The organism is Clostridium sp. ZBS15 (assembly GCF_023845705.1).
GTDB lineage: Bacteria > Bacillota > Clostridia > Clostridiales > Clostridiaceae > Clostridium > Clostridium aquiflavi.
In genome coordinates this window covers 106,150-120,920 of sequence record NZ_JAMQHY010000007.1, presented here as the reverse complement: position 1 = coordinate 120,920, position 14,771 = coordinate 106,150, and the positions used below count along the sequence as shown (strand labels likewise).

Below are 14,771 nucleotides of genomic sequence, written 5' to 3'. Positions count from 1 at the left end.
TTGACATAGGGTCCACTTTATAAATAAAAATTACTATATACACCTTTTTATTTTATAAATGTACTAGTTTGATTTTTTAAATATGGGTTCCCTTTTATATATGCGAACAAATAATAAAACTGAAATTATAGCAGATATTATCTCTGCAATAGGGAATGAAATCCATACTCCCATAAGTCCCATTGATTTTGATAATATATATGAAATAGGCAATATAATTATAAGTTGACGCATTAATGATATAACTGAGCTATAAAGTCCATTTCCAATAGATTGAAATAATGTGGGAAATATAAAATTAAATGATGCTGCAATATAACTAATGCTTATTACACGTAATGCAACAGTTCCAAGAGAAAGCATTTCCTCAGATGCATTAAATAACATAAGTAATTTATCAGGAAATACAGCAAATAGTATATTACCAAGTATCATAATAATTATAGACACAATTAAGCTTGATTTTAAAGTAATAATTAAACGTTGTCTGTTATTAGCTCCATAATTATATCCCATTATAGGCATTGCACCTTGAGTTAACCCTTTTATCGGCATAAATACAAAGGTTTGTAATTTAAAATAAATACCGAATAATGATACTGCCAAATTAGAAAAGTTAACTAGTATAGCATTTAATCCCATAACTAAAATAGAATCTAATGATAACATTAATATTGAAGGAAATCCTACTGTATATATTTCCTTAACAAGAGGGAAACTAAATTTAAAATTGTTAGTCTTGACTTTAACGTGATGTTTTTTTAATACCAAAATGATAACAGCTAAGGACATAGCACTAATTTGTGAAATTACAGTAGCTATAGCAGCTCCTTTAATTCCTAATGCAGGAAATCCAAATAATCCAAATATCATAATTGGATCAAGTATTATATTCATAGCAGCACCAAATATTTGTAGCATCATTGGATAAAGCATTTCTCCAGTAGATTGTAATACTTTTTCTATTGCGATATGTATTAATGAACCAAAAGAAAAAATAATAACTATATATGAATAACTGCAGCCTAAGTTAAATATATTTTCTGAATTTGTAAATAAATTAAAAAAAGGTTTTATTGCAAGAATACTTAAAAGAATAAATCCTATCCAACTTATGAATGCAAGAATTAATCCATGAGTTACTGCATTATTTGCATCATCAAAACTTTCTTCCCCTAATTTACGAGATATATAAGAATTTATACCCACACCTGTACCAACAGCAACTGCTATAATAAAATTTTGGAGTGGAAAAGCAAGAGAAACAGCAGTTAATGCATCTTCGCTTATTCTAGCAACAAACATACTATCAACAATATTATAGAGAGCTTGTACAAACATTGAAATCATAGGTGGAAAAGACATTGACATCAATAGCGGAAATACAGGTTTTATTCCCATTTTATTTTTAGTTATTGTTTCCATTATTTTCGTTCCTTTCTTAAATAAAAAGTGACTGTATCAAGTTCATTTTCAGGTTAATAAAATAATATAATGTCCTAAATAATAAAAAAACCCCACTTACTACTGTTTTGGTTCCAAGAAACAGTAAAAAGTGGGGTATATAATTCAATATACTAGACTAATGAATTGTATCATATTAATTAAGCTCTTTCAAGTAATAGATTATAGTAATTTATTGGATAAGTTTGAGATTGAGCTTAAATCTATATTACTTTTTGAGGTTGAGGTATTGTTTAAGACCTTTCGTCCATGTTCAGTTAACTCTAAAGATTCAACTAATGTATCCTTCAAATTTTCTTGAGGGTGTGGATTTTCATATGTTGTTTCTGTGGCATTTGAAAAGTCATCTCCTAATACTGTATTTTCTATACTTTTATTTAAATTGGTTATAAAATCAGCATCGGTACTGCTTTTATAAACATCAGTTTTTAAAAAAGGAACATGGTTAATTTTATTGCTTTCTTTATTATTCATAAATTGAATCCTCCTAATATATTATGTAAAATGTATTCTAAATTAATTGTATATTTGTTTGTATTTAAGTAATACATTTGAACTTAATTAAAACTTATAATTTTAGTATTACTATAAAGAAAATTTTAATTCTTAAATAAGTGTAATTTAAATAGCTAATTTGCATTATAATTCTATTAATAAAAGTGAATAATAAAAGTATAGTATTTGTTAAAAGAATGAAAAGATTTATAAAATCTTTTTTATTTATTTATAATGAATTAATAAAAGATAGTATACTTTATATTAAGTTATATATCTTAGGAGGAATTTTATGAGTTTGTACATTGAAGAAGCACATTATGTGTTATTTAATAAAATTTTATGGTTTGAAAGTTTAGAAGAAGATATAATTAATTTAGCTGAAAATGAGGGCTTAAATATTGAACTTTTAATTAAAGAAATAAATGAAGAATATGGGCCAAAGCTTCCGAATCTTCCTTTAGAAGAAATGGTTGATATAAATGATGTCAGTAGATGGTTACAAGAAAAGATTACTTCAGCAGAAGAAAGAACTGCTGCATGGATTACAAGAATTATAAATAATAATAGTAACGCAAAAGATAAACTTGAAATTCTTTATAAAAATCAAGGAAAAAAGGCTGCTGAAGAACTATTAGAAAAACATGTAGATTTAAAAACAGCTCCACAGATATTTAAGGGTATATATAAGTATATACTAGATGGAATACCTAGTGATAAAGTAAATGAAATTATTTCATCAAATGAAAATAATATTGAATGGAAAATAAAAATTTGTGTTCATGAGACTATCTGGAATAAAGAGCATGGAGATGTTAATTATTTTTACCATTTAAGAAGTAAGTGGATAGAAGAATTTGTACATAGTGCAAATAAAGAATTTAAATATATAAAAAATAAAGATGGAATACAGTTAATTGTTAAAAAAGACATGTATGAATAGTTATTAAATAATGTTGATAATTTAATAATATTTTATGACATAATTACGCATTAAGTTAAAACCTATTAATTAAAAAAACTCTTAATAGATATGAACATAATATTAAGAGTTTTTTAAGAAATAACTAATATCTTTATAAGTTATAGTTTATTATAATAAAAGTGTACTATATAAAGTAATACACTTAATACAAGGAGGTAAGTATATGAGAAAATCTAAAATAGTAGTAGCTTTAGGTGGATTTGTAGTTATGACAGCACTACTTTGCATAGGATCTAGTGATAAGATATACAGAAAGCAAGTACATTTTAATACCACAGATGAAATATTAAATCAATTAGAAAACAATAAAACTATAGTATTTAATGAAAAAAGTGACTGGGTGGCTAGCAAGCAATTTAGTGAGTGTCTTTCATTAAGAAAAAGAATTGCAGGATCAGCAATAGATTATGAAACTATTCGTAACATAGAAAAACAAGAATTAGATGAAGAAGAGATTAACTCAATAAAGAAGGAGTATATTAATGCTGCATCAAGATTATCTAATTATAAAATACAAGATAATATTAATGTTGTTAGGATTAAAGCGGATACACAGTACCCAAGGGCAAATTCTTTAAATAAACAGATGATAGATATGATATTAGTAGATGAAGGTGAAGGAAAAGTAATAGATTATATCAGTATTTGGGATATAGATGATAATGGAGAAATAATTAAGGAGAATCATAATGATAAAGGTTGATCCAAGGAGCAGTACTCCTATATATGAACAAGTTGAACTTAGAATTAAGGAATTAATTTTAAAGGGCGCTTTAAATGAAGGTGAAAAATTACCATCAGTTAGAGAATTATCATCGATATTAACTATAAATCCCAATACTATAAGTAAAGCTTACAGGGAATTAGAGAGAGAGGGTATTATAGAAACATTGAGGGGAAAGGGAACATTTATAACTCATAATATAAAATCAACTACTGACTCAAAAAAATTAGAGAAAATTAGAGAAGAATTAAAGAATTTAATTTTAGAGGCAAGTTATGTTTCAATAGACAAAGAGAAATTTTTAAATATAGTACAAGTAATATTTGATGAATTAGGAGGAAAAGATCGTGATTCAGGTAAGTAATTTATCTTTTAAGATAGATGATAAAGAAATTTTAAAAGATATTAATTTAAATATAAATGAAGGAAAAATATTTGGGATAATTGGTCCTAATGGAGTAGGCAAATCTACTTTGCTTAGATGTTTAAGTGGAATTTATAAAACAAGCAAAGGAGAAGTTAAATACAATGATGAAAATGTGTATAATAATCCAAAAGTTAAAGAAAATATTGGATTTGTAGCAGATGAAAATACATTCTTTTATAATTTTAAAGTTAAGGAAGTTTTGAGATACTATAATTATGCATATAAAAATTTTGATATTGATAGATTTAATGAATTAAATGAAATATTTAAACTACCATTAAATAAATTTGTGTTTCAATTTTCAAAGGGAATGAAAATGAGATTATCTTTGGCATTAGCATTTTCAATTAAAGCAAAATATTTGATTTTAGATGAACCAACATCTGGACTTGATCCAATAGTGAAAAATAAGCTTTTAAAGATATTTATAGATGAAGTTGCTAATAATAATGCTACTATTATAATAAGTTCTCATCACCTTGGCGAATTAGAAAGAATATGTGATGAAGTGGCTATATTGGATGAAGGAAAAGTTTCTTATAAAAATTCTATTGAAAATATGAAAAATAAAATAAAGAAAATACAAGTAGCATTTGATAAGCCAACATATGAAGAGGATTTAGAATTAAAAGGAGTATTTAAGATATCTAAAGTTGGACGAGTATTTACAATTATAACAGAACAATATGATGAAGAATTTATAAAAGCTTTAAATAAGTTTAATCCATTGTTTATGGAAGAAATAGATTTAAGCTTAGAAGATATCTTTATTTACAAAGTAGATAAGGAGGAGAACAATGAAAAGATATTTAAATAAGGCTTTAATTTATCAATGGTTTAATTCTGCTAAATTTGCAATAATTGCAGGCATTCTATTTTGGGGGGTATATGCTAATTCTTTAATTGGTAGTGTGTATAGAAGTGTAATGTATGGTGTTGAGAAATTAGATTCTAATAGTTTTAAAACGGCAGGATTAGAGCAATATTTTGTATTAGGATTAATATTTTTAGTAATATATGTTTTGACTTTTGGAAATAACAAAAGAAATACTGAGATATTTTTATCAAGTGGTCCATATACTAAGAAACAAATAAAATTTAATGAATTGTTTTGTTATATGATTACATTAGTATTTTTTATTCTGATATATTTATATATAGCAGCTACATTCTATATTAGGAATATGGATAGCTTTGTAATAATTAATGGATATTCAACTATAATTATGGTTGAAATTATAAGAATTGTATTATTTGGAATACTAGGAATAATAATAATGCTTACTATAGAAGCTATGTTTTCTAATAATATGGTTGGCATAATGTTTATGATTATAATACCATTTTCATTTGTATTTTCAATTATTAGAAAATTTGATAATTATTATTTTATGTGGATAAATAGAGTGAGTTTTAGAGAACGTACCATTGAAGAGTTAAATAGATTTAATTCATCTGGACTTTTTGATGGATATACATGTGCTAATCAAATTAGAATGAGAAATTTATTTATAGCATCATGCATACTTATAATGATCATAGTAGTTTCTTTGGTTATATTAAACTATATTCAAAGAAAAAATTCTTTAGAAACTAATGTGGGATTTTTTGGATCTGCATGGAGCAAAAATTTGGTGATAGTATATATAGCAATTTCATCTGGTATAATTTTAAGCGATTTAATACTAGGAAATTATAAAGAACAATTTATTAGCTCATACTATTTAGTTGAAAAAATATCTATTAATGATTATTTAATTGGCTTTGGAGTAGATTTTGGCTTATCAGCTATAGTAGGAATTATAATATATATGATAATTAAAAAAATATCAAAAAAGTTAGCATAAAATTTATTAGAGAAGAGTCATATCAAAATTGTTTGGTATGACTCTTTCTTTAATGTCTAGGAAAGTATAGGATTTCTAAGAATAACATCTAGTAACTAGTATGAAAAATTATTTTTAAACAATAGAACACAAAATTTAAAGTTTGAATAATATATACTAAACGAAAGAATAGGAGTTGGTAAACATGTCAAAGAAATCTTGTGATTGTTGTAAATGCGAATGCTGTTGCAAACCATGTTGTAAACCATGTTGTACTCCATGCTGTAACCCATGTTGCAATCCATGCTGTAACCCATGTTGCAATCCATGCTGCAATAATGGATGCGGTGGAGGCTTCGGCGGAGGCGGATTTGGTGGAGGATTCGGTGGATTCTCATGGATCTGGATAATATTACTTCTATTTGGATTTGGCGGATTTGGCGGAGGCGGATTTGGCGGAGGCTGTGGTGGCTTCGGCGGAGGATGCTGGTAATTTCCGATTTTTAGACAAATAGAATAATAGTGACGCAGATTGCAAAGTCACTTTATTATGTGAATAGAGGCAATATAGCCTCTATTTGCATGTAATCTATTAAAATAATAAACCAGTTTCTTATGCTAATTCCTATTCTTCTTGAGAGGAAAGTATTAAGAAACTTAGGTTTATTATTTATAATTATAATTTTAATATCAATTAATATAAAAATTATGGTATATTTATTAATGCAATATAAAAAATTAATTTATATGTATTTAAGATAATTTCACTTAGTATAGATTTATTAAAAACTAAGTGTTACTTAAATAAATGTTTATTTTATGGAGTTGATTAGTATTATGGAAGAAAGATTACAAAAATATATGGCAAGTTGTGGCGTAGCTTCAAGAAGAAAATGCGAAGAGATAATATTAAATGGAGAAGTTAAAGTTAATGGAGTAATTGTAACAGAACTTGGAACTAGAGTAAATCCTGTAGAAGATAAAGTTGAATACAAAGGTAGTTTAATAACTAAGGAAGAAAATAAAGTTTACATAATTCTTAATAAACCTGAAGGATATATAACTTCTGCAAAGGATGAAAAGGGACGTAAAACAGTTTTAGACTTAGTTAAAGTGAGTGAAAGAATATATCCAATTGGAAGATTAGATTATGATAGCTCAGGGCTTATTTTATTAACAAATGATGGAGACATATATAATAAAATAATTCACCCAAGAGAAGAACTAAATAAGAAATACATAGCAGTAGTTAAAGGTGAAGTGTCAAAAAAGGACATAGATACTTTTAATAAAGGAATCGATATTGGAGGCTATGTAACAGCACCAGCGAGTCTAGAGGTTTTAAGTTATGAAAATGGAAAATCTACAGTTGAAGTATGTATTCATGAAGGGAAAAATAGACAAATAAGAAAAATGTGTACAGCTATAAATCATGAAGTATTATCACTAAACAGAGTGTCAATAGGAGAAATACAATTAAAATATCTAAAAAAAGGTGAGTGGAGAGAATTAACTATTGAGGAGTTAAATTATATAAGAAACTTATAAAATCATGTTGTTTTAATAAATTTGCTGATATAAATGAATGATTTTCAGTAATAACTTGCAAATTAAGAGTTTTTATTCTTAATATTTCAATATTCCTTGAATATATGATTGTAAGATGATAGAATTTAAATGAATATTATTCAATATTGTGAACGATAGGGTGATAAAAAAACATGAATGATATAAATAATGATAATAATGAAAATACTAAAGATTTAATGAGACTAATTCAAATTAAATTTTCAAGATTAAGCAAAGGTCAAAAATTAATTGCAGAATACATATTAAAGAACTATGATAAAGCTGCATTTATGACGGCAGCAAGGCTTGGAACTTCAGTTGGGGTATCAGAATCAACTGTTGTAAGATTTGCAAATGAATTAGGATTCTCAGGATATCCTAAGTTACAAAAAGCATTACAAGAACTTATAAAAAATAAACTTACAACTGTTCAAAGAATAGAACTTCAAAATGACTACTATAGTGATGGAGATGCATTAAAGGGTGTACTTAAAGCTGATATGGAAAATATCAGAGCAACATTAGAGAAGATAAACCAAAATGTTTTTGAAAATGTTGTACAAAGTATATTTGAAGCAAAAAGGATATATATCATAGGTCTTAGAAGTTCAACTGCACTGGCAGAATTTTTAGGTTTTTATTTAAATGTAATTCTTCAAAATGTAAGAATTGTAAGCTATGGAATTTCAGATATTTTTGAACAAATGATAAATATAGGCGAAGATGACTTAGTTATTGGAATAGGATTTCCAAGATATGCTGCTAAAACTATAGACGTATTAGCTTTTGCACAAGACAGAAAAGCAAAAGTAGTAGCATTAACAGATAGTTTATTATCACCTTTAGCGTCTAAAGCAGATTATGCTTTAATTGCTCAAAGTAATATGGCATCATTTGTTGATTCATTAGTAGCTCCTTTATCTGTAATAAATGCATTGGTTATTGCAGTTGGAATGAGAGAAAAAGATCGTATTTCAACTACGTTTGGTAGTTTAGAACAAATATGGAAAGATTACAATGTGTATTCTTATAATAATAGAAATGTAGCTGATGATTAATAATTATTTGAAAAGCCTTAAGGAAATTATTAAACTTATTTCCTTAAGGTTTTTGTTTTATAAATTTTGATATTTTGAGACTTAATGGTAGTATATAATAATAAAAATACAATATCTTGTTGTATAGTACACGAGATATTTGAGAAAGGATTTTAAATATGAATTTTAACATTAATATTCCAGATGATGTTAGATTTATTCTTGAAACTCTAAAGAAAAATGGTCATGAAGCTTATATAGTTGGTGGATGTGTACGAGATAGTATACTTAATAATATTCCTAAAGACTGGGATATAACAACTAAAGCAAGACCCGAAGAAGTTATAAAATTGTTTGATAAAGTTATATTAACAGGGGTTAAACATGGCACAGTAACTGTACTTATAAATTCAGAAGGTTATGAAGTGACTACATATAGAATGGATGGAGAATATGAAGATAGTAGACATCCTAAAAAAGTAAATTTTGTATCAAATTTAAAAGAAGATTTAGCAAGAAGAGATTTCACAATTAATGCTATGGCATATAATAAAGTAGATGGATTAATAGATTATTTTGAAGGAGTAGGTGATTTAAAGAAAAAAGTTATAAAAACAGTAGGTAATTCAGAAAAAAGATTTTCTGAAGACGCGTTAAGAATGTTAAGAGCTATAAGATTTTCATCACAATTAAATTTTAGTATTTCAAATGAGACATTAAATTCAATAAAAAACTTAAGAGATAGTATAAAAAACATATCCAAAGAAAGAATTAGAGAAGAATTTAATAAGATACTTTTGAGTAATACAAAAGGTATTGATGTTTTAAGAGAAACGGGCCTAATTGAGTATATTGTTCCAGAAATAATTAAGTTTTATGACTTCAAAATTGATAATATATATTATAATGATAATTTATATGCTCATACAATTATGGCTACTGAAGCAATAGAAAAAAAACTATATTTAAAATTAACTATGTTATTTCATAATTTAATTAAAATAAACAATGAAGATATAGAGTATACTATTTTACAAGTTAAAAAGTTTTTAAAAGAATTTAAATATGATAATTATACAGTAAATAAAGTTACAACTTTGATAAGGTATATGAATAATTCTTTAAATACAAAATTAGAAATAAAACAAATATTAAATTTAATTAACTTAGATTTGTTTGAAGATTTGTTAAAAGTAAAAGAAGCTGAAATATTATCTCAAAATCCATCATATAAGGAAGAAAGGTTATCAAAGTTGCTATATATTAGAGAAAATCTTAAAGACGTAATTTTTAATAATGAATGTTTTAACTTAAAGAATTTAAATATAAATGGTGAGGATTTGATAAGTTTAGGTCTTGAAAAAGGAAAGAACATTGGTGAAATGTTAAATGAATTATTAGAATTAGTAATTATAAATCCAGACTTAAATAATAAAGAAATCCTTATAGATATTGTAAAAGAAAAAATAAATTTATAAGGAAGATGTGAGGTTATTATGGAAAAAGCAATAAATTATATGGAAATATGGGTAAAAGAGTGTATGGAAAAGTTATTAATTGAAAATGATATGTGCAAATGTGATAAATGCAAAAAAGATATTTTTGCACTTGCCCTTAATAATTTAAAACCATATTATGTATCAACAAATAAAGGTGAAATAATGGCTAAAATAAGTGGGATGTATAAGCAATTTGAGACTGATATAGTAATAGAGGTTTCTAAAGCAATAGAAACAGTAAAAAAATATCCTAAACATACAGATGAAACATTTTAGAGTGATATATAACTAATTAAAAATCCTATAAACTGACTTAAAATTATTTAAATATAATTTTAAGTCAGTTTTTTCTTTCGAAATTCTTAAGAATTTCAATGAGGGTTTTGTAATATTTTACTTTTATTATAAAGATAAGGCATATTTAAAAGCCTAAAAGGATTAGATTTTCTATCAACTAATAAAATATGGTAAAATTAACATGAATTTTAAATTATTAAGGAGGATCAAATGAAAAGTTACAATATTTTAGTTGTTGATGATGATAAGACAATAACTGAAGCAATAGAGGTATATTTAGTTAACGAAGGGTATAAAATTTTCAAAGCTTATGATGGTATACAAGCATTAGAAGTTATAGATAAGCAAGATATACACCTTGTTATATTGGATATAATGATGCCGAATATGAATGGGACTAGAACTACTATTAAGATAAGAGAAGAAAAACAGATTCCAATAATAATGCTTTCAGCTAAATCAGAAGATACTGATAAGATATTAGGTTTAAACTTAGGGGCAGATGATTATATAACTAAGCCATTTAATCCACTAGAACTTATAGCAAGAGTTAACTCTCAAATAAGAAGGTATACTAAGTTTTCTCCTTTAAAAGAAAATAACAATGTGATTACAGTAGGAGGGATAGAACTAAATAAGGAGAGTAAAGAAGTATTTGTAGATGGTGAGAATATAAGATTAACTCCATTGGAATTTAAGATTTTGACTCTTCTTATGGATAATCCAAACAGGGTTTTTTCCATTGAAGAAATTTATGAAAGAGTTTGGAATGAACCGGTCTTTAATAATGTGGATACAGTTACCGTTCATATAAGAAGGATAAGAGAAAAGATAGAAATAAATCCTAAAGAACCAAGATATTTAAAGGTGGTATGGGGAATTGGATATAAAATTGAAAAATAACAAAAAAATCAGACATACTAATTTATTGATTTTACTCTTATGTATTATGATTTTACCTATTTTTATGAGCTCATCCAATAAATTTATTAGAACTCAAAAGAATACGAAGGTTGAAAAATTTTTAGTAGATGTTATGAACAATGTATGTCTTTTAGCAAGGGACATGAATTATTATGTTAATGAATCAGATGGAAGTCTAAAAGAAGAAGCTATACAAAATCAAATAAAATACTTAGAGAATGTTGATAGAGGTAGTTTGAATGATGTTACAAATGAAATTAAAAATTTTATGAGTGATAATGAAGAAAACAATAATTTACCTGAAAGTGATGAGGAAAAGTTTAAATTTCTAGAACACAATGAATATTATAATGAAATGGTAGATAGACGCAATAAATTAGAGGAAAAGCTTAAACAAGGTGATGAAGCATATAGAGAAGAGGGTATAAAAAGTATACAAGATTACTTAGAAGACAAATATCAATATCTTGCAGAGTATAGAAATGTAGAATATTATATAGAAAAGAATGAAGAAGAAGAACCTATAACAAATATTAAAGGTAAATCAAAAAATGATATTATAAATGAAACTCAAAGCAATTATAAGTATTATATTATGTTTTTAAATATTAATTATAAAGTTCCAGAAGAAATTAATGTTTCAAACAGTTTAAAAGAATCCCTTAATGGAACACATAATTATTATGGAATACAGAATCTTTATAATAATAAACAAGTTATTGTTAGGATATCAAACCCATTAAAAAGTGGTGATGAAATAGCCAATGACATTAATGAAAAAAATGAAGAAAATTTTAAGGGATATGCTTTTCTAATTTTAACTTTATTAGATGTTTTTATAATAATTCTTTTAATAAGGAAGTATAAACAAAAATTATGTTTGATATTAAAGGATAATTTTATAATAAGACTTTACAAGAATTTATTTATTGAAATAAGGTGTTTAGTTTTTGCAGTACCTATAATATGTTTAATATTTTCACATGATATAATATATTGGACTAATTTATATACTATTATTGTATTAGATATTATATCAATATATTTAGTGGCATCAGACATAAGAAATTTATATTTATTAAATAAAGAAATAAATATAAAGGATTATATTTATAAAAAATCTATACTTTATAGAATATATAATTTTATTAGAAAAAAACTTTGCAAGATAAAAGAGTTAATAAAAGAAAGTTTTTTAATAAAATCAACATTTTCAAGATTAGTAATATCAATAATAGGATTTATTATATATATAATTTTAATATTTATAGAAGGTTATGCTGTGGGAGATAATTTTGAATGGCCTTATAATATCTTTGCATTAATGCCAGCTATTTTAGGCACAGTATTTGTAATAATATATTTATTCTATACTGCAAGAGATATCAATAGAATAAAAATTGGCACAGATAACATTTTAAAAGGAAATTATAATAATAAAATTGATGTAAAAGGAGCAATAATTCTTAAAGAGATAGCGAATAATGTTATGAATATAGAAGATGGGTTAGACAAGGCTATAGATAAGGCAGTTAAGAGTGAAAAAATGAAGGGAGAATTAATTACGAATGTATCCCATGATTTAAAGACTCCCCTAACTTCTATAATTAATTATATAGATTTATTAGATAGAGACAATCTTTCAGAAGAAGATAAAAAAAGGTATTTTGAAATTCTTAAGGAAAGATCATTAAGACTAAAGGTTTTAATTGAAGATTTATTTGAAGCTTCAAAAGCAGCATCTGGAAATTTAGAATTAGAAATGGAAAATTTAGATTTAGTAGCCCTTATTAGACAAACTATAGGGGAATTTGAAAATGAAATAGAAAAATCTAATTTACAATTTATAAAAAACATACCTGAAAAAAAATTATCTATATATGCTGATGGGAAAAAGACTTTTAGGGTATTTCAAAATTTAATATCTAATATACTTAAGTATTCTATGAAGAACTCTAGGGTATATATTGAAGTATGTGAAGAAGATGAATATATATCAATAGTATTTAAAAATATATCAGAATATCAAGTTGATTTTACTGAAGAAGAAATACTAGAGAGGTTTAAAAGAGGTGACAGTTCGAGAACAACAGAAGGATCAGGACTTGGATTATCAATAGCAAAAAGTTTAGTTGAATTACAAGGCGGACAGTTTACTATTAGTATTGATGGAGATTTATTTAAGGTAGCAGTTAATTTGAAAAAAGCTTAAAACTTATAAGATTAGTATTATTTAAAATATTAATTTTATATAGGTTTGTAGATTTAGGAATTTGATATATAAAAAGACTATCTCAAAAAATATATTTGTATATTTAAGATAGTCTTTTTTTCTTGTATTACATATTAATGGAATATTGATATTGTAGTATAAGGTGGAATTAGACTTTGATTTTTATAATCTTTATTTTCAGACAGTCTGTTGAAAATATGATAATATATAACTATATGATGAAAAAGTAAGAAATAAATGATTGTTTTAAGAGTATGGTGTATATAAATTAAATAATAGGAGATAAAGATAATAATGGAAGATAAGATAATACTAACAATATGTATTGCATTATTAATAATTATAATTTTACTTATATTTGCAGGAAACTATTTTTATAATTTTTCACTTAATCCCAATATATCAAAAGATAAAGTATTTGATAGCAACAAAAACTTTGGAAGTGAAGTAGTAAAGAAAGATGAAACTAGCGGAGAGGATGGAGAAGAAGATAGAGAATGGATTTTAAATACATCAAAGTATAATGATATATATATAAAGTCATTTGATGATTTAAATCTTCATGGATATCAAATCTTATATACTAATAATTCACAAAAATGGGTTGTTATGGTTCATGGATATACTGGTGAAGGTATGAGAATGGGAAGTAGAGCAAAGGCATTTTATGAAATGGGATATAATATAGTAATACCAGATTTGAGAGGTCATGGTAAAAGTGAGGGGAATTATATTGGTATGGGATGGCACGATAGAAAAGATATTATTGAATGGATTAATTATATAGTAAATAAAGATAAAGAATCTGAAATTTTATTATATGGTATTTCTATGGGTGCAAGTACTGTTATGATGACATCAGGTGAAAATCTTCCAAGTAATGTTAAGGCTATCATAGAAGATTGTGGTTACACATCAGCTTGGGATGAATTTTCATATCAATTAAAAAGTATGTTTAAATTACCTAAATTTCCAATAATGTATGCAGCAAGCGTTATTACTAAAATGAAATCAGGATATTTTTTAAAAGAAGCTTCAGCTATAAAACAAGTTAGTAAATCAAAGACCCCCATATTATTTATTCATGGAGAGGAAGATAAATTTGTACCATATTTTATGCTAGATAAGGTATATAATGCAGCGAAATGTGAAAAAGAAATATTAATAGTAAAAGAAGCAGGGCATTGTAAGGCTCATAAAGTTAATCCAGATTTATATTGGAATACTATAAAGAAATTTGTTGATAAGTATATTAACTCTGTGTAAACTATATAAAAATAAAATTAGCATT

Annotated in this window: 15 protein-coding genes; 13 read left to right on the top strand and 2 right to left on the bottom strand. The window is 25.4% G+C overall.

The window, feature by feature from the left end:
• Positions 1-63 precede the first annotated feature (63 nt).
• Both NG904_RS03350 and NG904_RS03345 read right to left on the bottom strand, forming a co-directional pair.
• Entirely contained in the window at positions 64-1,425 is a 1,362-nt protein-coding gene (locus NG904_RS03350; protein ID WP_252229779.1) for an MATE family efflux transporter, read from the bottom strand.
• 201 nt (positions 1,426-1,626) lie between these two features.
• Entirely contained in the window at positions 1,627-1,938 is a 312-nt protein-coding gene (locus NG904_RS03345; protein WP_252229777.1) for a hypothetical protein, read from the bottom strand.
• A gap of 313 nt (positions 1,939-2,251) precedes the next feature.
• Here NG904_RS03345 and NG904_RS03340 point away from each other — a divergent pair, with 313 nt between their 5' ends.
• The 13 genes from NG904_RS03340 (at position 2,252) to NG904_RS03280 (ending at position 14,746) form a co-directional block, all read left to right on the top strand.
• Positions 2,252-2,902 carry a hypothetical protein gene (locus NG904_RS03340; protein ID WP_252212393.1) on the top strand — a complete coding sequence of 217 codons (651 nt, stop codon included), beginning with the start codon at positions 2,252-2,254 and terminating at the stop codon, positions 2,900-2,902.
• Positions 2,903-3,107: 205 nt separating this feature from the next.
• Entirely contained in the window at positions 3,108-3,647 is a 540-nt protein-coding gene (locus NG904_RS03335) for a hypothetical protein (RefSeq protein WP_252229774.1), read from the top strand.
• Positions 3,634-4,032: a GntR family transcriptional regulator gene (locus NG904_RS03330; protein ID WP_252229772.1), complete on the top strand. Its 399-nt coding sequence runs from the start codon at positions 3,634-3,636 to the stop codon at positions 4,030-4,032. The genes NG904_RS03335 and NG904_RS03330 overlap by 14 nt, the downstream gene beginning before the upstream one ends.
• Entirely contained in the window at positions 4,016-4,912 is an 897-nt protein-coding gene (locus tag NG904_RS03325) for an ABC transporter ATP-binding protein (RefSeq protein WP_252229770.1), read from the top strand. The genes NG904_RS03330 and NG904_RS03325 overlap by 17 nt, the downstream gene beginning before the upstream one ends.
• Positions 4,893-5,942: a hypothetical protein gene (locus NG904_RS03320; protein WP_252229768.1), complete on the top strand. Its 1,050-nt coding sequence runs from the start codon at positions 4,893-4,895 to the stop codon at positions 5,940-5,942. Before NG904_RS03325 ends, NG904_RS03320 begins: the two co-directional genes overlap by 20 nt.
• A gap of 184 nt (positions 5,943-6,126) precedes the next feature.
• Positions 6,127-6,414, top strand: coding sequence for a hypothetical protein (locus tag NG904_RS03315; RefSeq protein ID WP_252229766.1), 288 nt, complete (start codon positions 6,127-6,129; stop codon positions 6,412-6,414).
• Between the two features lie 344 nt (positions 6,415-6,758).
• A complete protein-coding gene (locus NG904_RS03310) occupies positions 6,759-7,469 on the top strand; it encodes a pseudouridine synthase (protein WP_252229764.1) in 711 nt (236 codons plus the stop codon).
• 173 nt (positions 7,470-7,642) lie between these two features.
• Positions 7,643-8,548, top strand: coding sequence for a MurR/RpiR family transcriptional regulator (locus NG904_RS03305; protein ID WP_252212386.1), 906 nt, complete (start codon positions 7,643-7,645; stop codon positions 8,546-8,548).
• A 158-nt stretch (positions 8,549-8,706) separates the two neighbouring features.
• Positions 8,707-10,005: a CCA tRNA nucleotidyltransferase gene (locus NG904_RS03300; protein WP_252229762.1), complete on the top strand. Its 1,299-nt coding sequence runs from the start codon at positions 8,707-8,709 to the stop codon at positions 10,003-10,005.
• Positions 10,006-10,023: 18 nt separating this feature from the next.
• A complete protein-coding gene (locus tag NG904_RS03295) occupies positions 10,024-10,302 on the top strand; it encodes a late competence development ComFB family protein (RefSeq protein WP_252229760.1) in 279 nt (92 codons plus the stop codon).
• A gap of 231 nt (positions 10,303-10,533) precedes the next feature.
• Complete coding sequence (locus tag NG904_RS03290) at positions 10,534-11,226, top strand: response regulator transcription factor (RefSeq protein ID WP_252229758.1); 693 nt, start codon at positions 10,534-10,536, stop codon at positions 11,224-11,226.
• Positions 11,204-13,459, top strand: coding sequence for a sensor histidine kinase (locus NG904_RS03285; protein ID WP_252229756.1), 2,256 nt, complete (start codon positions 11,204-11,206; stop codon positions 13,457-13,459). Before NG904_RS03290 ends, NG904_RS03285 begins: the two co-directional genes overlap by 23 nt.
• 315 nt (positions 13,460-13,774) lie before the next feature.
• The gene (locus tag NG904_RS03280; protein ID WP_252229754.1) at positions 13,775-14,746 is read left to right on the top strand and encodes an alpha/beta hydrolase; all 972 of its coding nucleotides are present in this window, start codon (positions 13,775-13,777) and stop codon (positions 14,744-14,746) included.
• The last annotated feature ends 25 nt before the right edge of the window (positions 14,747-14,771 follow it).

What these genes read in the sequence shown, in the direction of transcription:
- NG904_RS03350 (WP_252229779.1), bottom strand. Translation starts at nt 1,425, where the DNA reads ATGGAAACAATAACTAAAAATAAAATGGGAATAAAACCTGTATTTCCG.
- NG904_RS03345 (WP_252229777.1), bottom strand. Translation starts at nt 1,938, where the DNA reads ATGAATAATAAAGAAAGCAATAAAATTAACCATGTTCCTTTTTTAAAA.
- NG904_RS03340 (WP_252212393.1), top strand. Translation starts at nt 2,252, where the DNA reads ATGAGTTTGTACATTGAAGAAGCACATTATGTGTTATTTAATAAAATT.
- NG904_RS03335 (WP_252229774.1), top strand. Translation starts at nt 3,108, where the DNA reads ATGAGAAAATCTAAAATAGTAGTAGCTTTAGGTGGATTTGTAGTTATG.
- NG904_RS03330 (WP_252229772.1), top strand. Translation starts at nt 3,634, where the DNA reads ATGATAAAGGTTGATCCAAGGAGCAGTACTCCTATATATGAACAAGTT.
- NG904_RS03320 (WP_252229768.1), top strand. Translation starts at nt 4,893, where the DNA reads ATGAAAAGATATTTAAATAAGGCTTTAATTTATCAATGGTTTAATTCT.
- NG904_RS03315 (WP_252229766.1), top strand. Translation starts at nt 6,127, where the DNA reads ATGTCAAAGAAATCTTGTGATTGTTGTAAATGCGAATGCTGTTGCAAA.
- NG904_RS03310 (WP_252229764.1), top strand. Translation starts at nt 6,759, where the DNA reads ATGGAAGAAAGATTACAAAAATATATGGCAAGTTGTGGCGTAGCTTCA.
- NG904_RS03305 (WP_252212386.1), top strand. Translation starts at nt 7,643, where the DNA reads ATGAATGATATAAATAATGATAATAATGAAAATACTAAAGATTTAATG.
- NG904_RS03300 (WP_252229762.1), top strand. Translation starts at nt 8,707, where the DNA reads ATGAATTTTAACATTAATATTCCAGATGATGTTAGATTTATTCTTGAA.
- NG904_RS03295 (WP_252229760.1), top strand. Translation starts at nt 10,024, where the DNA reads ATGGAAAAAGCAATAAATTATATGGAAATATGGGTAAAAGAGTGTATG.
- NG904_RS03290 (WP_252229758.1), top strand. Translation starts at nt 10,534, where the DNA reads ATGAAAAGTTACAATATTTTAGTTGTTGATGATGATAAGACAATAACT.
- NG904_RS03280 (WP_252229754.1), top strand. Translation starts at nt 13,775, where the DNA reads ATGGAAGATAAGATAATACTAACAATATGTATTGCATTATTAATAATT.